This window comes from Phytohabitans houttuyneae (assembly GCF_011764425.1).
Classification (GTDB): Bacteria; Actinomycetota; Actinomycetes; order Mycobacteriales; family Micromonosporaceae; genus Phytohabitans; species Phytohabitans houttuyneae.
On record NZ_BLPF01000001.1, the window covers coordinates 349,138 to 369,877 of the forward strand.

At 74.2% G+C, this 20,740-nt stretch carries 14 protein-coding genes and 1 pseudogene; 7 read left to right on the plus strand and 8 right to left on the minus strand.

Annotated features, from left to right (window positions below; translation table 11 throughout):
- The first annotated feature begins 221 nt into the window (after nt 1-221).
- A complete protein-coding gene (locus tag Phou_RS01610; protein WP_173052897.1) occupies nt 222-1,628 on the plus strand; it encodes a hypothetical protein in 1,407 nt (468 codons plus the stop codon).
- A gap of 53 nt (nt 1,629-1,681) precedes the next feature.
- On the plus strand, nt 1,682-2,257 hold the full coding sequence (locus Phou_RS01615; RefSeq protein WP_173052899.1) for a DUF5709 domain-containing protein: 576 nt from the start codon (nt 1,682-1,684) through the stop codon (nt 2,255-2,257).
- A gap of 76 nt (nt 2,258-2,333) precedes the next feature.
- On the opposite strand, the gene Phou_RS01620 is transcribed toward Phou_RS01615, so the two are convergent.
- On the minus strand, nt 2,334-6,581 hold the full coding sequence (locus tag Phou_RS01620; protein WP_173052901.1) for a DUF4082 domain-containing protein: 4,248 nt from the start codon (nt 6,579-6,581) through the stop codon (nt 2,334-2,336).
- 9 nt (nt 6,582-6,590) lie between these two features.
- Complete coding sequence (locus tag Phou_RS01625; RefSeq protein WP_173052903.1) at nt 6,591-9,797, minus strand: N,N-dimethylformamidase beta subunit family domain-containing protein; 3,207 nt, start codon at nt 9,795-9,797, stop codon at nt 6,591-6,593.
- 316 nt (nt 9,798-10,113) lie between these two features.
- Here Phou_RS01625 and Phou_RS01630 point away from each other — a divergent pair, with 316 nt between their 5' ends.
- On the plus strand, nt 10,114-10,512 hold the full coding sequence (locus Phou_RS01630) for an STAS domain-containing protein (protein WP_173052906.1): 399 nt from the start codon (nt 10,114-10,116) through the stop codon (nt 10,510-10,512).
- A gap of 122 nt (nt 10,513-10,634) precedes the next feature.
- Entirely contained in the window at nt 10,635-15,134 is a 4,500-nt protein-coding gene (locus tag Phou_RS01635; RefSeq protein WP_173052908.1) for a CHAT domain-containing protein, read from the plus strand.
- A gap of 131 nt (nt 15,135-15,265) precedes the next feature.
- On the opposite strand, the pseudogene Phou_RS55255 reads toward Phou_RS01635, so the two are convergent.
- From Phou_RS55255 to Phou_RS01660, 5 genes and pseudogenes are all read right to left on the minus strand, one after another.
- A pseudogene (locus Phou_RS55255) lies at nt 15,266-15,310 on the minus strand (hypothetical protein); the annotation flags it as partial.
- Nucleotides 15,311-15,552: 242 nt separating this feature from the next.
- On the minus strand, nt 15,553-16,335 hold the full coding sequence (locus Phou_RS01645; protein ID WP_178134950.1) for a DUF2306 domain-containing protein: 783 nt from the start codon (nt 16,333-16,335) through the stop codon (nt 15,553-15,555).
- Between the two features lie 91 nt (nt 16,336-16,426).
- Nucleotides 16,427-16,840, minus strand: coding sequence for a hypothetical protein (locus Phou_RS01650; RefSeq protein WP_173052910.1), 414 nt, complete (start codon nt 16,838-16,840; stop codon nt 16,427-16,429).
- Nucleotides 16,837-17,499: a response regulator transcription factor gene (locus tag Phou_RS01655; protein WP_173052912.1), complete on the minus strand. Its 663-nt coding sequence runs from the start codon at nt 17,497-17,499 to the stop codon at nt 16,837-16,839. The genes Phou_RS01650 and Phou_RS01655 overlap by 4 nt, the downstream gene beginning before the upstream one ends.
- Nucleotides 17,496-18,635: a sensor histidine kinase gene (locus tag Phou_RS01660; protein ID WP_173052914.1), complete on the minus strand. Its 1,140-nt coding sequence runs from the start codon at nt 18,633-18,635 to the stop codon at nt 17,496-17,498. Before Phou_RS01660 ends, Phou_RS01655 begins: the two co-directional genes overlap by 4 nt.
- Nucleotides 18,636-18,714: 79 nt before the next feature.
- Here Phou_RS01660 and Phou_RS50835 point away from each other — a divergent pair, with 79 nt between their 5' ends.
- Complete coding sequence (locus Phou_RS50835; RefSeq protein WP_218578636.1) at nt 18,715-19,041, plus strand: hypothetical protein; 327 nt, start codon at nt 18,715-18,717, stop codon at nt 19,039-19,041.
- Nucleotides 18,924-19,349: a dihydrofolate reductase family protein gene (locus Phou_RS01665; RefSeq protein WP_218578638.1), complete on the plus strand. Its 426-nt coding sequence runs from the start codon at nt 18,924-18,926 to the stop codon at nt 19,347-19,349. The genes Phou_RS50835 and Phou_RS01665 overlap by 118 nt, the downstream gene beginning before the upstream one ends.
- 125 nt (nt 19,350-19,474) lie before the next feature.
- Here Phou_RS01665 and Phou_RS01670 read toward each other — a convergent pair whose 3' ends face one another.
- A complete protein-coding gene (locus tag Phou_RS01670) occupies nt 19,475-20,377 on the minus strand; it encodes a phytanoyl-CoA dioxygenase family protein (RefSeq protein WP_173052916.1) in 903 nt (300 codons plus the stop codon).
- Nucleotides 20,378-20,432: 55 nt separating this feature from the next.
- Between Phou_RS01670 and Phou_RS01675 the strand changes: the two genes are divergently transcribed.
- Complete coding sequence (locus tag Phou_RS01675) at nt 20,433-20,723, plus strand: hypothetical protein (protein WP_173052918.1); 291 nt, start codon at nt 20,433-20,435, stop codon at nt 20,721-20,723.
- Nucleotides 20,724-20,740 lie beyond the last annotated feature (17 nt).

The window sequence follows — 20,740 nt, forward strand, 5'->3', positions numbered from 1 at the left end:
ATTAGGGTTCACAATCCCGCGAGAGCGGCGAGAAAGGGACAGACCAGCGCGAGCTAATCGCAATATCTCCAGAATGGAGTCGAGCAGAGAAAAGCGGTGAGTCCACCGGCCCCGAGGGCTGCCGGCGGAGGGCGACGCGCCGAAGAAACACCCGTTGGACGTTTGGGCCACCGGATTGCGGCCATCCCGTGCGAGACCGGGCGACCAGAGGGACGTGGGTGATGTTGGAGGAATCGGCACGGGTAACCGCCGCGACCGCGACCGCTGCGGACCGGGTCGTGTGCCCGGACAGCCTCACCCGGGTGCTCGTGACCGCCGCCGCCCGGGCGCTGCACGGCCGTGACTGCGGTGACGTCGGGCGGCAGCCGATGCTGGCCCGCTACGGCGGTGTGCTGCCGCCCGGGGCGCGCCGGGCCGCCGCACGCAACGCCAGCCAGGCGGCGGTGCCCCTGGCTGCCACCGGGAGCGTCGACGCGGACGAGGTGGCCCGGTGGGTGGTCGGGCAGTACCCGCGGCGCGAGTACCCCGCGGTCGTCATCGGCTCCGCGCACGGAGCCGCGGTGCACCTCGCGGCCGCGACCGGCGTGCCGTGGCTGCCCTCGGGTTTCGAGATGGCGGTGCAGTGGCCGGACGGCTCGCCCGACGACCCCGGCGCGGCGCTCACCCACGGCGCGGCGGTCGCCGCCCGCCTGCTCGCCGCCAACCCGTCGCTCGCCGTCCGCCAGGTGCACGACCCGGTGCTGCGCGGCGTCCTCGCCGGTTCCACCATCTCGCTGCACCCGCGGTGGCAGCAGCTGCCCGACCCGTACCGCGAGTTCCTGTCCGCGCACCTGGCCCGGGGCGCCGCCGTGATCGTCGTGCGCGACATGCGGACCTGGCCGGTGCTCGACGTGAGCGCCGGCCACACGTTCCAGTTGGGCAGCCCGGCCAGCGGGCTTGTCGCGGGCGAGTTTCGCACCGCCGGCCCGCAGCTGTGCCAGGCGCTGCGCTATCTGGACGCGGACCGCACGAGGTGGCAGCCACCCACCACCTCGTGCCCCGAGCGGTACACCGAGAGCGGTGTCGACGCCGGCTTCGAGGAGAGCGTGCGCTCGTGGGCGCGTACCCGCCGGCTCCACCTGCACCGCGTGCTCTTCGCCGCGCCCGAGGCGTTCAGCGCGGCCGTCGCCGACCTGTACCGCCAGTGGTTGCGCGGCGCCGGCAAGACCGGCAACCGGCTCGTCGTGGAGAGCGGGCGGCTGCTCGACCCCGCGCAGGTGCTGCGCGCCGGGCTCGTGCCGTACTGGTGCGAGACGCCGTCCAGCCGCGCCGCGAACGCGCTGTCGTGGTGGCTGGCCGGCAGCACCACGTTCAGCTCGGTCGACGTGCTCGTCGACGGCTTCGGCGTGCCGACGGCCTCGACCGCCAACCCGTCCCAGTGGCACGCGGCGGCCCGCTTCGGCTCCCGGCGCGCGCACGTCGACCCCGCCGCCTCCAACCTCGGCATGTTTCCGCTGCCGGTCAAGCACGCCACCGGCGTACTGCGCGGCCAGGCGGCCGACCTTCCCCCACCCGCGCCGCTGGGGGCGGAGGCCGCGATGGAGGCGATCGGCGGGTGCGCGGCCACTCCCGCCATCCTCGTCTGCTGAGCGGGCCCCCGAACAGGTCGGATAAACCCGCCGCGCCTGGGTAGGAAACCGGCATGAGCGACGAGTACCCGCACCTGCTCTCCGACCCCGAGGCGCTCGGCATCCCCGACGTCGCCGACGACGACTCCACCGCGCGCGACGAGGTGGAGACCGTCCGCGAGGCGGACGGGCCGGCGCCGGCCGCGATACCGCTGGACCGCGACGACCGTCCCGAGGGCATCGACGCCTTCGGCAACACGGCCGAGGAGCAGCGTGAAGGCGAGTCGCTGGACGACAAGCTCACCCGGGAGACCGCCGACCCGGCGCTGCGCAACGTCGACGAACGCCGCGACGTCACACCCTCCCCGATCGCGGTGGAGGCGTTCGACCCCGAGCCGCTGACCGAGGACCTCGACCGCGTCGACGGCGAGACACCGCTCGACGACACCGGCCCCGTCGACCCGCACACAGGCTCGCCCGTCTCGCTCTACGACACCGGGCCAGCCGGCGGCGAGGTGGGGCGCCTCGTCGAGCCGGACGAGGGCGTCCGCGCGGATACCGAGGCCTCGTCGATCGCCCGGGACGCCGGCGCCGCCGGTGGCGCCCCGAGCGCCGAGGAGGCCGCCATGCACGAGGTCGAGGAGCCGTAGCCCCCATCCGCGTTGATCAGGGACTTCGTGGGTGGACACGCCGGCCGGCACGCCCACCAACTCCCTGGTCAACCGCTCAGGGGCGGACCTCGCCTTGTGGGGGTGTGTAGGGGGCGTTGTTCGTGATGCCTATGTGGTGGAGGGTGGGGGTGCGGCCGGGGCGGACTGTGGTCAGGTCCACGCGGTACTGGATGTAGCGGGAGTTGGACTTGATGCGGCCGCCTTGCGCGACCGGGGTCCACGCTGACCAGGAGGCGTCCGGGGTCGACGTGCTGCCGGTGCGGACGCTGATCCGGACCGAGCAGCCGATCGGGACCGTCGCACCGTAGGTCAGGCGGTCCCAGGTGACCATCTGCCCGGCGTCGAGCACCCGGGACACGCGGCTGCCGGAGCGGTTGCCCGGTGCCAGCGCCAGCGCGCCGAGCCCGCCGGGGCGTACGGCCGTGCCACCGCCCTTGCCGGTGCGGAACTGCGCGGCCGTGCGGTCGGCCACCCCGACCGGCGCGGAGACGAAGCTGGCCGGCTCGCGCCCGGCCGGCGGCCACACGACCGCGTTGCCGGCCGCGTCGACGCCGCGGATCCGGTAGTGGTACGTCGCGTCGGGCCGCAGGCCGGTGGCGACCACCGTGTGGTCGGTCCCCGTGCCGCTGGCGGACAGCGGCGCCAGCGTGTCCGGCGTGGACCCGATCAGGAGCGTCCCGCTGGTCCGCGTGCCGGTCCGCCAGGACACCCCGGCGGTGCCGTCCGGCAGCGGGCTGACCTCCACATTGGACACCAGCGGTGCGGTGAGCGCCGCCGTCGCCGGCTGGGGCGGAGCCAGCGCGGTGCGGGCCGCCGCGCCGCCGCCCGCGGCGTAGGTCGCGGTGTAGGTGCCGGGCGCGGCGAGGAACATCGCGTACTCGACGCCCTTGACGGTGGTCCTGGTGAACGCGACCGGGCCGCCGCCCACCGCCAGGCCGCTCAGCGTGGTACCGCCGGTGCCCGCGGTCGGCACCATGCCGGTGAGGCCGTTGGCGCCGGCACCCACGTTCACGGTGAAGGTGAGCGTGTTGCCGCTGCGCGTGATCCCGGCGAAGGACGAGCCGTTGCGGCCGTTGAGCCAGGTGAGCAGCTGCCGCGCGGTGATGATCGGCACGCCGCGGGCCTGCGCCGAGGCGAGGACCTGGTCGCTCGGGAAGGTCGTGGCCTGGTCGGTGTGCATGTTGGCGGTGAACGCGCCGTAGTAGCCCAGCGGGCCGAGCGCGTTGTCCAGCAGCGTGTCCGGCGTGAACGGGTAGCTCTGGCCGGACTCGTCGGTCAGCTGCGTGGCCGCCTGGTACGCGTCCAGCAGCGTGCCGGTCCTGCCGGCGAACCGCATCGGCATGCCGGAGCCGGTCATGAAGCCCGGCCGGTCGGACACCCAGGAGCCCGGCCAGTAGTAGTAGTTGGTGTCCAGCCGGATCCCGTTGGCGGCGGCGGTGCTCGCCTGCGACGACCAGTCGGACCAGACGATGCAGTGGGTGCGGTTGGTGACCGGCGCGGGCAGGCTGCTGTACTTCTGCCGCCACTGGCTCAGCTGCGTGGAGTACGTCGAGGCGATCGAGCTCGCCGTGTAGTTGGCGCAGTTGGTGTTGACGTGCAGGCCGATCTCGAAGCCGCTGGCGTTGTACGACGCGGCCTGCGCGTTGCTCAGCGGCGTGCTCGTGTACACATAGGACGTGAAGCGGGGGCACTGCCAGTTGTCCACGACGCAGCCGGGCGGGCTGTTGGCGAGGTACTGGTTGAACCGGCCGGCCGTACCGCCGTTGCCGTGGTCGTCGCCGGTGGCCACCACGACCGCCTTGAGGCTGCGCGGAAAGTACCAGAACCGGGGCAGCGGCGTGCGGTCGAGGTTCATCGCGCCGATCAGGTTGGCCAGCAGCCGCTGCTGCTCGTCGGCCTGCGGGATGGCCACCTTGCCGAGGTCGACCCAGTCGGCGCTGGAGCCGCCGAAGTAGAGGTCGTCCGAGCGGATCGGTGCGGCGCCGTCCCGTTCCTGCCCGTCCCAGGCCGGGTTGCCCTGCCGGGTCTGTACCAGCGACTGGGGCAGGTCGTAGGTGAAGGCCGCCGCCTGCCCGCCGCTGGCGCCCACGTTCACCAGCGTGACCGCCGGGTTTGCCGTCGCGGCGGTCGCGGTGGAGTAGAGCGTCGCCACGGCCCGCGCGCCGGCCAGCGTGTACCGGTCGGCCGTGCCGTGGAACTGGATGGTCTGCCCGGTGATGCCGGCACCGGGTGCGCTCGACGTGTCCACCCGCAGGTAGCCGTTGGCCAGCGTGCCGGTGGTGCTGACGAGGCCCAGGAGGGTGGCCAGCTGCTTGTCCGGGCGGAACGCGACGAGGTTTCCGCCGCCGGTGACCCAGGTGGTGAACATCGTGACCTGCGCCGGGGTGAGCGTCGTGGCGCCGAGCAGGACCACGTGGTACTGGTCCAGCACCGCGCTTGTCACTGTGGACAGTTCGGCGGTGGCGAACGCGTTGAGGCCCTCGGCCCGCAGCACCTCCGCGGCGAAGCCGGTGAACCCGGCGCCGTTCTTGATGACCAGCACAGGGCCGCCGGGGCCCTGGTCCGGCGGCGGCGGTGGCGGGGCGGCCGTGGTGAAGGACCAGGTGACCGGCGACATGACGTTGCCGGCGGCGTCCCGGGCCCCGCTGACGGACGCCGTGTAGGAGGTCGAGTTGGCCAGTGCGGCGGCCGGCGTGAAGGTCGCGGTGTTGGTCGCCGCGTCGTACGCGGTGGAGCCGGCGACGGCGGCGCCGCCCGGTCCGGCCAGCGACATCGCGACGCTGGACGCGGTCACCGGCTCGCTGAACGTGGCGGTGACGGGGGCGGTCGTGGCCACACCGGAGGCGCCGGGCGCGGGCGTGCGGGCGGCGATCGCGGGCGGGGTGCTGTCGGCCGCGGTCTGGTTGAAGACGACGTCCACCCAGTAGTTGGTCGCCTGATACGAGCCGGTCGGGAAGCCGCCGGCGCCGTACGCGTAGACGCCGTTGCCGCCCGTGCTCCCGCTCGCGAGGGCGGTGAGCGGGCCGCGGGTGACCGCCGAGGCGAGCCCGTTTCCGGTGGCCGAGTAGAAGCCGGTGCCGGTGTGGTACGAGGCGACGTACGTGGTGTTGGCGGTGACCGGTACCGGCGAGGGCAGGGTGGCCGTCTGCCAACCGGACGCGCTCTCGCCGCTGAAGGTGACCGTGCCGAGGCGGGCGCCGCCGCTGGACCAGAGCGAGCCGACGTGCGTGCCGGTGTTCGCGCTGCCCTTGTAGAACCTCAGGCCGGTGACGAACCCGGCCTGGTTGGCGCGGAACTTGACGCCCACCTCGACCGCCGAGTTGTCGTTGACGCTTGCCGTCGCGGGTGTCGCGGTGTCCGGCCAGATCGTGCAGGGGCAGCCGGCGGTCGCCGCCGCGGTCGTGAACGACCAGGTGAACGGCGACATCGTGTTGCCGCTGGGATCTCGCGCGCCGCTGGCCGTGGCGGTGTACGCGGTCGACGCCGCCAGGGCCGCCGACGGCGTGAAGGTGACCGTCCGGTTGGTCGCGTCGTACGAGGTCGTGCCGGCGACCGGGCCGCCGGCCGAGGTCACGGCGAGGCTCGCGGTGCCGGCCTGGACGGTCTCGCTGAGGGTCGCGGCGACAGCGGTGCCGACCGGTACGCCGGTGGCGTTCGCGGCCGGGTTCGTCGCCGTCACGGTCGGCGGCGTCGTGTCCGCGACGGAGGTGTCGAAGACCACGTCCACCCAGTAGTTGGCCGCCTCCCAGGTGTTGGTCGGGAAGCCGCCGCCGGTGCCGTACCGGTAGACGCCGTTGGCGCCGTCCACCCCGTCCGCCAGCGCGTGCAGGGGCGCGTTGTCCACTCCGGACGACGCGAAGTAGCCGGTGTCGCCCGCGTACCGGCCGTTTGGCGCGTAGTAGGACACGACATAGGTGGTGTTCGCGGCGACGGAGACCGGCGTGGCGAACGTGGCCTGCTGCCAGCCGCTCGCCGTCTCGCCGGTGAACGTGACCGTCGCCAGCAGCGTCCCCGAGAGCGTCCACAGGTGACCGACGTGCGTACCGGTGTTTCCGGTCCCCTTGTAGAACCGGACCCCGGTGACCGCGCCGTCCACATCGGAACGGAACTTCATGCCGACCTCGACCGCGGTGGTGTCCGGATCGGACGGTGTCGCGGGCGTGGCCGAGGCGGGCCAGATCGAGCAGGGGCAGGTGGCGGCGGAGGCGGGCGCGGCCGGCTGGAGCACGGCCAGCGCCGTGAACGCCAGCACGAGACAGATGGCCGGTGCGAACAGCCGACGCCAGCGGACGGTGCCGGACATGGGGGCTCCTCAGCTGGTGACGAAGATCAGGTCGACCCAGTAGTTGCTCGACTCCCAGGTGTTGGACGGGAATCCCCCACCCGCCCCGTAGCGGTAGACGCCGTTGCCGCCGTCCACCCCGTTCTGCAACGCCCGCAGGGGCCCGTTGGTCACGCCGGTTCCACCGAAGTAGTTGTTGTCGGCGGAGTAGCGCCCGACCGGCGCGTAGTACGACACGACGTAGGTGGTGTTGGCGCTGATGGCCACCGGCGTGGCGAAGGTCGCCTGCTGCCAGCCGCTCGCCGTCTCGCCGCTGAACGTCACCGTTCCGAGCAGCGTCCCACCGGCCGTCCACAGGTGACCGACGTGCGTGCCGGTGTTGCCCGGTCCCTTGTAGAACCGGACGCCGGTGACCTGCCCGGCCACGTCCGAGCGGAACTTGACGCCCAGTTCGACGGGGTCGGTGTCCGGGTCGGCGAGCGTGCCCGGCGTGGCCGAGGACGACCAGATCGAGCACGGGCACCCGGTCGGCGGCGGCGTGCCGGCCGCCGTCGTGAACGTCCACGAGACCGGCGCCATCACGTTTCCGCTGGTGTCGGCCGCGCCGCTCACCGCGGCGGTGTACGCGGTCGAGGCGGCCAGCGCCGCGGACGGCGTGAACGTGGCCCGGCGGGCGGCGCTGTCGTAGGCCACGGCACCCGGCACCGCGACCCCGCCCGGGTCGCGCAGCGCCATGGCGACGGTGCCGCCCTGCACGGGCTCGTCGAACGTCGCGGTCACCGTGGTCGTGGTCGCGACACCGGTGGCCCCGGCGGCGGGGGTACGGGTGGTCACCGCGGGCGGCGTGGTGTCCGGTGTGGACCCGGACGGGCTGAAGACCACGTCGACCCAGTAGTTCGCCGACTCCCAGGCGAGGGTCGGGAAGCCGGTGCCGATGCGGTACACGCCGTTCGGGCCGTCGACGCCGTCGCGGAGGGCGTGCAGTGGCGCGGCGTCCCGCCCGGCCGTGGCGAAGTATCCCGCGTCGCCGGCGTAGTGCCCGTTCGGCGCGTAGTAGGACGCGACGTACGTGGTGTTCGCGGCCACCGCGACCGGCGGCGACAGCGTCGCCTGCTGCCAGCCGCTCGCCGTCTCGCCGCTGAACGTGACCGTGGACAGCAGGGTGCCGCTCGCCGTCCAGATGTGCCCGACGTGGGTGCCCGTGTTGGTGCTGCTCTTGTAGAAGCGCAGGGCCGTGAGCTGGCCGGCCACGTCGGTGCGGAACTTGACGCCGACCTCGGTCGGCGAGGAGTCGGGGTCGGCCGGCGTGGTGGGTACCGCCGTGGTGCCCCAGATGTCGCACGGGCAGGTCCGCGCGCCCACCGTCACCGAGCCGGTCGCGTCGGCGCCGAGGTTGCCGCTGTCGTCGGTCGCCCGCGCCCGGAGCGTGACCGGGCCGGTCGCCTGCGGGGTCCAGGTGTACGACCAGGCGGCCCGGCCGCTGGCCGGATGCCAGGTGGCACCGCCGTCGGTGGACACCTCGACACCGCCCACGACGCCGCCGGTGTCGCTGGCGGTACCGGAGATGGTCGCGGCCGCGCCGACCTGGAAGGTGGAGCCGGCCGGCGGCGGGGTGATCGACGCGCTCGGCCCGGTCGTGTCCGTGGACGCGGGCGTGGCGGTCAGCCCGGACACGATGGTGGCGGGCTGCGCGCCCATGTCCGCGAAGAGGTTGACGGTCGCCTGGCGCATGGGGGTGCTGGCAGCACCGGAGCCGCGGTCGTGGTTGCTGTCCAGGCCCCAGGCCCACTGCACGGTCCCGGCGCCGAAGACGAGGGCGCCGCTGGGCGCGCGGTAGAGCGTCAGGTGGTGGGTGGCGCTGCCGCTGGCGTACGTGCTGCCGTAATCCTGGAGCAGGTCGAGGCCGCTCGCGGTCGTGGTGGACAGGCGGATCAGGCCGCGCGGGCGGAACCCGTTGTCGGCGTCCACGTCCCACTCGTAGCCGAGCGTGCCGGTGCCGAGCGTCGCCGTGGCACCGGCGGCCTGCGTCGCGACGGTGGTGCCGCGCCAGAAGCGCATCTTCCCGTCGGCCGCCGGCACCTGCAGGTTGACCGTGCCGGCGTTCACCTTGAAGATCGTGCCGGTCAACGCGTTTTCCGGCCGGCCGCCGTCGCCCGGCGGGCTCCACCGCGGATCGCGCCAGGTGCCCGTCCACATCGACGGGCCCAGCGGGTCGATCTTGCTGTTGGCGTGCGTCTCCTTGTACGTGACAAGCGTCCGGTACGCGGTCGACGAGCCGTCGACGCTGGGCTCCCACCGCGTCTTCCAGAACACCTCGTTGCCGCTGAAGAACGCCAGGTGCACGCCGGCGTCCCGGGCCGCCTCGACGTTCGCCCGCTGCGGCCCAGACCAGTACTCGTCGTGCCCCACCGACAGGAACGCCTTGTGGTTGCGCAGCAGCGCGCCCCGGCGGTCGGTGTCCACGCCGGTGGTGTAGCTGACGTCGTAGCCGTTGGACTCCAGGAAGCGCACCATCGGGTACTCCGCGTTGAAGACGAAGTCCTCCGGACTGGCGCCGCGGGTGCTGAACGGCCGGTTGTAGCTCACCTTGTAAGCCCGCCCCACCGGCGCGCCCACGTACAGGCTGTTGCCGCCGTACGTGTTGTACGCCTGCCAAGTGGTGTCGGAGGTCTGGAAGAGCAGGTCCGAGTGGCTGGCGTCGTCGCGCACCACGAAGAAGACGTGGCTCGCGCCGCTGGTCCCGTCGGTGCGCACAAGGCGCGCGAAGTAGATGCCGGACACCGCGGTCGGCGGGACCGTCCACGTCGCCGAGACGGCCCAGTTTCCACAGTCGACGAGCCCGGTGCTGGCCTGGGTGAGGCAGTTCGGCTGGCTCTGCGCGCCGCTGCGGGTGACGGACCCGATCAGCCGCGCGCCGTTGCCGGCGTAGTACCCCATCCGGTAGATGTCCAGCCGGTACGACGTGGCGGTCGTCTTCACCTTGAAGCTCTGGGTCTCGCCGACGTTGACGCTGATCTGGGTCGCGAAGCCCTGTATGGCGGCGGTGCCCGCGCCGGACACGTCCCAGGTGCTCTTCGGCGTGCCCGCCTTGCTGTTTTCGCAGGCGATCGGGTTGAGCAGCGGCGCGCACGGGTCGGCCGCGGCGGCCGGCTCCGCGCCGAACGTCACGGCCGCGGCGGTGAGCAGCACGGCTCCGGCTACCGCGAGGCGACGAGTAGTGGTCCTGACAGTCTTCATGACGCACCGCCTCCCGACCGCGGGTCTCCCAGCGGCTTCGCGAGTCAACCGGGTGCCGGATTCTCGGTTCCGCAATCATGGGGCCGCTCCCCCGGCCGAACTGTCGGAAAAGCGACGGACGGGGCTGAGCGGGTCGATCGGCTGTCACCCGCCGGCCGTCCGCCTGTCCGGGCGTGGCTGTCCGTCCGGCTGCGCCTCGCCGCATCGGCCGGTCCGGCGGGTCGCGGTTTGCGTTTTATCCCACAAGTTCGTTTGACCCCACCCCTTCGCGGGCAACCACGCCGCGACATTCGGGGGGTTGATCATGGGATGGGTGATGAACGACAGTCTCCACGCCGACCGGCGCCGGCACGCGGCGGGTGACGCCTACGGTGAGCTGGGGCTCTCCGTCGACCTGGAGGAACGCGGCAACGTCACGGTCGCGGTCGCGCGCGGAGTGATCGACTTCTGGAACGTCGGGCCGATGCAGGAGCGGCTCAACGACGCCCTGCTGCACAGCCCGCGCGTCGTACTCGACCTGCGCGACGTGTCGTTCGTCGACTCGACCGGGCTCGGACTGCTCCTCTCGGTGCACGACCGGGCGGCGGCCGAGGGCGGCTGGCTCCGGCTCGCCGCGCTCAACCCGCTCGTGCGGCGGCTCCTGCACACGACCGAGCTGGAACGCCGCTTCGACGTGTACCCGACGCTCACGGCCGCCGTCGCCTCACTTGGCTGATCCCCCGCCGGCGACTCGGCAGAACCGTACGACCACTGTCGGTAATCCTGGTGGGACACGGCTCTACGCCGGCCGCCATCCGTCATATGTTGTGGGGGCTTCCTCGCATCGGCGGTGAATGGATGGATCAGCACCCGGAGCCGGCTGCCCAGCCGTGGCCGTACTGGATGCTGCGCTTCATCGCCGCAAACGGCGATGAGCAGGCCTATTCGGACCTTGTCTGGTCGGTCGGCGCCTCCCCGCCGTACGGGGACGTCGCCGTGGACGAGGCGGACGCGGTGTTCGAGCTGCTGGAGGCCTACGTCGGGCCGGGTGTGGCGGGCAGCGGCCTCTACGACCGGGCCGCCGCGCTCGTCGGCGGGCGCCCGGACGCCGTCCTGGCGCTTTCGGCGTTCCGCATCCACGACCGGATCGCCAGCGACCCCGAGGGCTTCGGCAGCGCGGACGTGGCGGCGGGGCGGACGCTCGCCGCGCAGGCTGGTCACAGCGGCCTGGCCATCTACTTCGAGGTGCTGGCCGCGGAGATCGCGCTCCGGGACAACCACGTCCGGGTGGCCAAGGACGTGCTGCTCGGCGCGCTGCCCCGGCTGACCGCGCTGGCCGCCGCCGACCGGGTGTACGTGGGGCAGGCCCGGGTCGCCGCGCAGAACGCCGCCGCGGTGGCGGCCATGGACGGCGACGACGACCGCGCCCGCATCGCCGGCGCGGTGATGGAGGTCCTCGGCGCCGACCCGGCGCTGGCCGCGCGGTACGCGACCGACCTCACCCGGCCGCGGGGGTTCGTCCCCGCAGCCCCGCCGCCCCGCTTCGACGAGCTGGCCCGCCACGGTTCGGACCTGCTGCACGCCGGTGACCTGGCCGGCGCGCTCGACAGGTTCGCGCAGGCCGAGGCGGCGGCGCGGATGGAGGGGCGGGAGGCGGGGCTCTGCGAGGTGCTGGGCGAAAAGGCGGTCGCGCTCGACCGGGCCGGCGACCCGCGGGCCGCGATCGACGCGTACGACCGGGCGATCGAGCTCTGCCTGCGGCACGGCGAGGTGCTCAGCCTCAGCCGGTGGACGGCCAACCTCGTCGGCCTCCTCGTCGCCCGGGACGAGCTCGACGAGGCCGAGCGCATCCTCGCCACGATGCTGGACGCGGCGGCGCGCACGGGCCGCACCGACCGGCTGGCGATAGCCGAGACGCACGCCGCGGCGTACCTCGCGGCGCGGCGGCGCTTTCCGGAGGCGGTCGACCGGCTGGTGCAGGCCGGGCAGTACGCGGGCGACGACAGGTACCTGGCCGACGCCATCCGGCGGGACACCGTGATCACCCACCTCGCCTGGGCGGAGGCGCTGCTGGAGGCGGACCGCGCGGCGGCGGCCGGTCCGCTGCGGGCGGTGGTGCGCCTGGCCGACGCGACGAACGCCGACGAGGTCCGGCTCTCCGTGCGCGCGCACCTGTTGCTGGCCCAGCTCCACGAACGCGACCCCGAGCCCTTGGCCGCCGCGCCGGAGACCCTCGATCCGCCGCAGGCCGAGGAGCCGCAAACCGAGGACCCGCAGGCCGACGAGCCGCAGGCCGACGAGCCGCGGGCCGAGGAGCCACCCGCGGCCGAGGACGAGCCGCCGGTACCGGAAGAGGCCGACGAGCTCGCCGCGCTGCTCGCGATGCGCCGCGACGACTTGGACGCCCTGCTCGGCGCGTGGGTCGCCGGTGCCGCGGAGGGTCCGCCCGCCGAGGCCGCGACCCCGTTCCTCACCTGGCTGGACGGCATCCAGGATCGGCTCGACCGCGGTCGTGCGGACCCGGCGCCGGCCACGTCCGAAGGTGGCGCCGCCGGCCTGCTCCACCTGGGCGAGCAGGTGGCGGAGGGGCAGCGGGAGTACGAGACCGCCCGCGAGACCACCGCCGCGCTCGCCCTCGACCCGGACGTGGCGACGGCGGTCTGCCTGTACGTGGCGCAGGGCGACGGCGTGGTCGCCGGTACCGTGATCCAGCTCGTGGCCGACACCACCCCGGACGACGTGTTCGCCGCGCGCCTGTACCGGCTGCTGCTCGCCTTCGTCGACTCCGCCGAGGACGACCGGCGGTACCTGGACCTGATCGAGGTCGGCCTCGCCCGGCTCGGCGCCGGCGGCGACGAGGCGCTCCGGGCGGAGCTGCTCAACGAGGGCGCGGCACACCTCGCCCGGCTGGGCCGGCAGGAGGAGTCGCTGCGGTACGCGCGGGAGGCCCGCGAGGTGGCCGGCGGCGAGGGCTACGGGCGGCTGGCCCAGGTGGCGGCCGGCAACGAGGGCGCCGCGCTGATGGCCCTCGACCGGGCCGACGAGGCGATCGCCGCACTCGACCCCTCGGCTCTTGCCCCGGGGGCCGACGCGGCCGATGCGGCAGGCGCGGCGGACATGGCAGGCGTGGCGGACATGGCAGGCGTGGCGGACATGGCAGGCGTGGCGGACATGGCAGGCGTGGCGGACATGGCAGGCGTGGCCGGCGCGGACGAGGCGGCCGAAGCGGACGGCGGTGCTGGCGAGGCCGAGGAAGCTGGTCCGGAGACGGCGCTTCAGCGGCTGGAGCGGGGCTGGCTGGAGACCGCCGAGCCGGCGACCGGCGTGGCGCTGGCCCGGGAGTACGTCCTGGCCGCGCGCCCGTCCGCGGCCCTGACCGTGCTCAACGCGGTGCGCGGGCGGATCGAGTCCGGCGCTGACACCGAGCTGCGGATCGAGTGCCTCACGGTGGAGGGCCTCGCCCACGGCGCCGCCAACGACACCTCCGCCATGCTCGCGAGCCTGGGGCGCGCCCACGAGCTCGCCGTGGCGGACGACCCGTCGGCCGCCGGCGTGGACGCCACCCGCGAGTGGGGCGTCGCGCTGGCTGGTGCCGGGCGGGCCGCCGAAGCCGTCGAGGTGCTCGAGGCGTGCCTGCCCCGGGCGCGCGCGCTGGACGGCGATCCGACCGCCGAGGCGCACCTCCGCCAGGCCCTGGCCGGTGCGCTCGAGGCGACCGGCGACGCGGCCGGGGCCGACCGGATGCTCCAGCGGGCCGGCGAGGTCTTCCGCGACGCCGGCGACGTGGGCGGGGCGGCCCGGACGGCCACGGCCCGCGGCGACGCGGCGCTGGCCCGCGACGACCTCGACGCCGCGCGCCGCCACCTGGTAACGGCGGTCGAGCTCGCCGAGGAGGCCGGCGACGGCTGGGTACACGCCGCCGCGCTCGCCTCCCTCGGCACCGTCCACATGCGAGCCGGCGACCTGGCGGAGGCGGCGGCGTGCCACGAGCGGGCCGCCGGCGGGTACCAGGCGCTCGGCGCCGCGGAGCGGGAGCGGGCCACCCGGCTCGACCTCGTGGAGTGCCTGCTGCGGCTCGGTGAGGCCGGTGCTGCCGACGCCGCGCTGCAGCGCATGCTCGCGGCGGACGCGCCGGTGTTCATCTCGCTCGCCAGCCGGACGTACTTCCTCGCCGCGCTGGCCCGGGCGCACCTCGGCGACTGGTCCGGAGCCCGGCCGGCGGTCCGCCAGTGCCTCGACGCGGTGGCCCGCGGCAGCGACAGCGGCCGGGAGTACCAGCTTGCCGTCGCGGCGGCGGTGCGGGCCGGCGACGCGACGTTCGCCGTGGAGGTCGCCGAAGGCCGGGCCGTCTCCTCGCGGGGCGCGCTGCCGGCGCTGGAGGAGATGACCGCGGCGCTGCCGCCGGGAGTGGTCGCGGCGTACGTCGACCTGGCACCCACGCTCACCATCCTGTGCGCCGGGCACGGCGGCTGGAGCGCGATCATCGAGCGCCCCGCCGCCGGCGTGGACGACCTCCCGGCGGCCACCGGATCGGCGCTGCCGGCGGGGCGGCTGGACGCGATGGGCCGGCTGCTCGGGCGCGAGCTGTGGGCGCCGCTGCTCGACCGGGCGCCCACCGGTACCAGCGGTGTGGTGCTGCTGCCGTCGCCGCGCCTGGCCGGGCTGCCGCTGGCCGCGGCGCGGCTGCCCGACGGCGGGTACCTCGCCGAGCGGATCCGGGTCGGCTACGCGCCGAGCCTCGCCCAGCTGCGGCGGCCGGACGGCGAGTCCACGCTGCCGCGGCGCGGGCTGGGCCAGGCCGCCGTGCTCCCCTTCGGCCGGCGGCAGGCGGCGAGCCTCGCGGCGCAGGCGACCGGGCCGGTCACGACGCTCGCCGGTGCCGAGGTGACCGCCGAGGCCGTGGTCAAGCTGCTGCTTACCCGCGACGTGGTGCACCTGGCCGCCGTCGACGGCCCGCTCAGCCTCCCGCGGCAGATCGGCACGTCACTGGTCATCCTCTCCGGCGCGGCGGCGGCCGGCCTGCCCGAGACACTGCTCGCGGCCGGCGCCAAGCGCGTGATAGCTACACATTGGACGGTAGGCGACCTGGAGGGTGCGCTGCTCGTCGGCGAGTTCTTCCGCTGCTGGCGGGGCGGCACCGTGCCCGCCGCCCGGGCGCTGGCCGAGGCGCAGAAGGCGTTCCGCGCCGAGATGACAAACGCGGACGTGGTGAAGATCCTGCGCGAGTGGTCGGCCGACGCCCCAGCGGACGAGACGGTCGGTGCGGCGCTGGAGCACTGGGAAGACCGCACCGAAGACGCGCCCGCCTTCGCCGGCTCGGTCGACTGGGCCGCGTTCCACCTGGTCGGCGCGCCGTAGCGGTCAGCGCTGCAGTACGCGAGGACGGCCCGCACCCGGCGGTGGCCGCCGTCGTCCGCTGCCAGGCCCCGCTTGGCGAAGATGCTGCCGATGTGCTTGTGCACCGCGTTGCCGCTGACGAACAGGCGCGCCGCGATCGTGTCGTTGTCGCGGCCCTCGGCCGTCAGCGCCAGCACCTCCCGCTCGCGCGGGGTCAGCCCGGCCCGCCGGGTCGGCGGCGTGGGCCAGGACGCCCAGCAGGCACACCGGCGCGCAGGCCTGCCTGGTCACCGAGGACGGCCGGCACCACGTGGCGACGAGCGGCTCCGGCGACCTCGCCACCGGGACGGCCGGTACCGCCGGACGGGCGCTTCCGGGTGGCCAGCACTGGCAAGACGTTCTCCCGCCCGGCGAGGGACGGGGGTACTCCAGCACCGGCCTACCTGCTGGTCGACCTGGTCATTGAGCGGGTCACCGGCAACTCGTCGTGGGCCGAGGCGAAGCGCCGCATCGTGCGGCCGCTGGGCGTGACCGGCACCTCCTGGCCGGGCCTCTCGCCGGACGTGCCGCGGCCGCGCGGCCGACGACCTTGTCGAGGGCGCGCTGTGCGGGCGGGACGGCGCAGGTACCACTCGACCACGGCAAGGTTGATCAGCCAGCCGGCGAGCATCAGCCCGGCGCGCGCGTTGGCGCCGGGCTGCTCGCCGCCGCTCGCGATCAGGTACGGCGCGTGCGTGAACGCCTGCGTACCGGCGCCGAGCCCGATCGCGTAGCCGCGCGCCATCCACGCGCGGTGCCGGGCGAAGTCGCGGCGCAGGACGGCGGCCACACCGAGCACGATGGACAGTGCCATGGCGGAGCCGAAGGCGACCCGGAACACGCTCGTGAGAGCGTTGTCGTGGGCCGGCAGGTCGTACGCGAAGTTCATCCACAGGCCGGTGAGCGCCACAGTCAGTCCACAAGGGACGAGGATCCGGCCGGCGCGCCGGTGCCAGCGGTTGCGGCGCAGGCTCGGTACGAACTGGAACGCGCCGAGGATCGAGTAGACGACCGCGCCGACGATGTGCAGCACCACCGGCAGCGGGTCGCCGACGAAGCGGGCGTTGGCGTCGGTCACCTCGGGGCCGCCGCTCAGCTCGGACACCCGCGCCGCACCGGCGACCACCGGCACGAGGCTCAGCAGGATCAACGCGGCCGGTAGCCGCCACTCGCGCATCGTCATGCCGTCGATGGTGGCCGGCGGGACCGGTGTGACTCATCGGAACATGGGCCGCGATCCACCCCGCCCATGGTCGGGGCCGCCGCTCGTACTTTCAGCGGTCGCCGCTGACCATCCACTCCTCGCCGGCCTTGTCGACCCGCAGGATCGTGATGCCGAGCGGGTTGGCGCCGACCGCCAGCGCGTGGCCGTCGTCGCTCGGCGTGAGGCGCGCGTCGCCGACCCGCTCGCGCTGCTCGCCCGAGAGGCCGCCGAGCATCGCGTCGACGCCGGCCGGGCAGTCGCCTACCGAGTGGCGGGTGGCCAGCTCCCGCGCGAACGGCTCGGTGACCAGCGTGCAGGCCAGCTCGGCGTCATCGGCGGCGAGGGCCTTGAGGTAGTTGCGGGCGGCGCCTTCGGCGGGGTCGGTGCGCTGCCACACGTACCCGAGGCAGCCCGTGACGGCGACCACGGCGGCGATGGCGGCCCCGACGAACACGGCCCGCCCGCGGCGTGGGGACGCCGTCACCCGCGCGTCCGGGTGCGGTTGGTCTCGTAGGCCCACATCGCGATCTCCACCCGGTTTCGCACGCCGAGCTTGGTCATCAGGCTGGTGATGTGCGACTTGACCGTGCTGAGCGTGATGAAGAGCTCGTCGGCGATCTCCTTGTTGGTGCGGCCTCGCGCGACCGCCACGAGCACCTGCTCCTCCCGGTCGGTGAGCGCCTCGATCGGCTGCTTCGGCGGGGCGGCCGGCCCCGCGTCGGCGAACGCCTTCAGCAGCCGCGTCGTGACGCTCGGCGCGATCAGCGCGTCGCCGGCGGCGGCCGCGTGCACGGCCTGTGCGAGCAGCGCCGGGCCGGCCTCCTTGAGCAGGAAGCCGCGGGCGCCGGCGCGCAACGCCGCGTACACGTAGTCGTCGAGGTCGAAGGTCGTGATGACGACCACCGCGAGCGGGTCCGCGACCGACGGCCCGGCGACCGCGCGGGTCGCCTCGATGCCGTCCATGCCGGGCATGCGGATGTCGAACAGGCACACGTCCGGGCGCAGGCGCCGGGCAAGCTCGACCGCCCGCCGCCCGTCGGCAGCCTCGCCGACCACCTCGATGCCGGGCTGCGCGTTCAGGATCATGGTGAGGCCGGTGCGGACGATCTCCTGGTCGTCGGCGACCAGCACCCGCACCGTCACGCGGGTGCCCCCGCCCGTGGCAGCACCGCGGTGACCGTCCACCCGCGGTCGGGGTTGGGGCCGGCCGCGCACGTGCCGCCGAGCAGGTCGGCGCGCTCCATCATGCCCATGAGACCGAACCCGGGCGCGCTGGACGGTCGCGCCGCGCCGGACTCGCCGTCGTCGCTGACCCGCAGGTGTACCGACGTGTCGTCGGTCGCCACGCTGACCTCGATGCGGGTGGCGTGGCGGGCGTGGCGGCGGGCGTTGGTGACCGACTCCTGGGCCAGGCGGTAGAGCGCGGAGCCGACCGAGGGCGGCAGATCTTCCACGTCGCCCCGGATCTCCACGGCGACGTCCGGCCCAGCCCGGAACCGGCCGGCGAGCCCCTCGATGTCCGCGACGCGCGGGCTGGGCGCGAGGTCGGCCGGCTGGTCGCGGCGCAGCACGCGCACCATCGCCCGCATCTCGGCCAGCGCGCGCGACGCCTCCGCCTCGATCACCCGGAGGGCGTCGACCGCCGCACCCGGCTGGGTGGCCGAGGCGGCGATGCCCGCCTGCGCCCGGATGGCCATCGCGGACACGTGGTGCGCGACGGTGTCGTGCAGGTCGCGGGCGAGCCGCTCGCGCTCCAGCAGCTTGACCCGGTCGAGCTCGCGGGCCCGCGCGCTGGCCCGGAAGCGGACCGCGACGCCCAGCGCGGAGACGCCGAACATCACCGCGAAGCCGGCGATCACCTCGACCACGCTGATCGTGCCGGCCACACCGGACAGGACGAGCTTGGCCGCGATGAACACCGAGCCGACCACCGCGTCGCGGCCGCTGCCCCAGCGGAACAGCGCGTAGGTCAGCAGCAGCACGTACATCGCGGCGACCATGTCGCAGGGATCGCCGGGCAGCACGAACGGCACGACCGTCGTCACCCCGAACGCGATCGCCACCATCGCGAGCGGGTGGGTGCGCCGCCACAGGAGCGTGGGCAGCAGGGCGAGCGCGATGGCGGCGGCGCCGACCCGCCACGGCAGGTCGGGCCGGAGGATCCCCTCCAGCACGAGCGCGGGGGCGAACACGGCGAGCAGCAGCCAGTCACGCCACACCCGGGCCGGGGCGTGTGGGGCCCGCGGCTCATCGAGCACCGAGCGGAGACGAGCGAGCACGAAACCATCGTACGAACGGCGGCCCGACTTTCAGATCGGCCCAAAGTACGACCGATTCGTCCCTGAGTACCCTGTTCAGATGCGTCCATACGTTGTCGCCCACGTTGCCGTCTCCGTCGAGGGCGCGACCGACGGCTTCGCACCCGACCTCGCCCAGTTCTACGGCCTGGCCGCCACGTGGTCGGAGGACGTGACGCTGGTCGGCGCCGACACGATCCTCGCCCAGGAGCCCGCGCTGGCCGCGACCCCGGACCGGGTCCGGCGCCCGGAGGCCCGCTGCTCGCCGTCGTGGACTCCCAGGCGCGGGTACAGCAGTGGGCCGCCCTCCGCGACGCCGGCCACTGGTCGGGCGTGCTCGCCCTGTACGCCGCGTCGACTCCCCCACGCCCAGCCGGCGCCGACGTGACCGAGCTGGTCACCGGCGACGACCGCGTAGACCTGTCGGCCACACTCTCCACCCTCGCCGACCGCGGCGCGCGGGTGGTCCGCGTGGACAGCGGCGGCACGCTGATCGGCGCGCTGCTGCACCGCGGCCTGCTGGACGAGCTGAGCCTGCTGGTACACCCCGTCCTGGCCGGCGCCGCGGGCACCCGCCACTGGCACGGCGCGGCACCCCCACCGGAAGGCCCGCTCGAGCCGGCCGGCGCCCAACCCTTGGACGGCGGCCTGGTCTGGCTCCGCTACCGCACGCCGGGTGCCACCCCGCCGCGGTAGCCCGCCTCCCCCACGGTCGCGACCGCCGTCACCCTCCGCGCTGGGCGCATCGCTGCTCCCAGCTCCATAGCGTCCCGCAGCGCCACACCCGGCCGCAGGCCATGCGCGGCAGGCGTGTCTGGCCGCTACGCCGCCTGGAGGACGCGGTCGAAGAGGGGCCGGACCTCGGGGGCGAGCCGCTCGTGGAGGTCGCGGTCCAGGTTGAGGTCGAGCTGGCCGTAGTTGTGCGTGAGGCGGTCGCGGAAGTAGCAGATCGCGAGCATCGTGCGGGGGCGGTCGGTGTGGTTGACGGTGCCGCGGTGCATCAGGGCCGGGTCGCGGATCAGCAGGTCGCCGGGCTCCAGCACGACGCGCCGGGAAGGGAACATCGCGGCCAGTGCCTCGAAGTCCGGGTTGCGTCCATCTTGGACGGTGTCGTCGTAGCCCAGGCCGCGTAGGACGTCGTCGCGCCAGAGGTGGCTGCCGCAGGGCCAGACCTCCAGCGGGCCGTTGTCCAGGCCGCAGCGGTGCAGTGGGATGTTGACGATGTAGCCGCGCGGCTCCCAGGACAAGCCCGGGTCCAGCTCGCGGTGTGGCGACTGGATGGCGGCGCCGGCTAAGCAGGTGTCGCTGGAGACGAACTTGCAGTGGAAGTCGTCGCGGAGCGCGCCGCGGATCAGGCCCATCGCGAGGGGGTTGGCCAGCAGCCACGGGCTGTCGAACGGCGCGGCCAGCCGCGGGAAGATGCGCCACCGGTGGTTTCGCTCCCAGAAGACGGCGCGCGACTCGCGGCCGACGCGGCACGTGATGCCGGCCATCTCCAAGGTCTCGCCGTCGCCGCTGGCCACGCAGTCGGCGAAGACGCGATCGAAGGCCGCGTCGGCCGCATTGACCACTGTGGACGGCAGTGCGCCGCGCAGGATCACGCAGCCGCGCGTGTGCAGCAGGAGGGTGGCCAGGCGCGCCTGCTCGGGTGCGAGCGCGCCGGCGGCCAGCTCCGCGGGGGAAACGACGACGTCAACGTCCTGCCCAGGCGTTTCCGTGTGCACTGTGACCTCCATCCATAGGAGACGGTCCACGCTAGCCGCAACGCCTTGGAGGTCGGTGGAAGCTCACTCGCGACGGGCGTACGTCACCACGGCCGCGCCGGAGTCGAACGGCCCGGAGCCGCGCGAGACGCTCACCAAGGTCTTCCGGGCCAACCTGGACGACAGCATCCGCTTCCACCTGGACGCCGGCCTGCCCGGCGACGAGGTCACGGTGGTGGTCCTCTACCTGGCGATGAGCGGCCTGCTGGTCGACGACATCACGGTGCCCGACGTGCTCTCGGCGTACCCCGACGGCGAGCTCGTCGCCGACCTTGTCGACCGCATCCTGCCGCCATCGCCGGAGTAGGTCACCCGGGCGGCTGC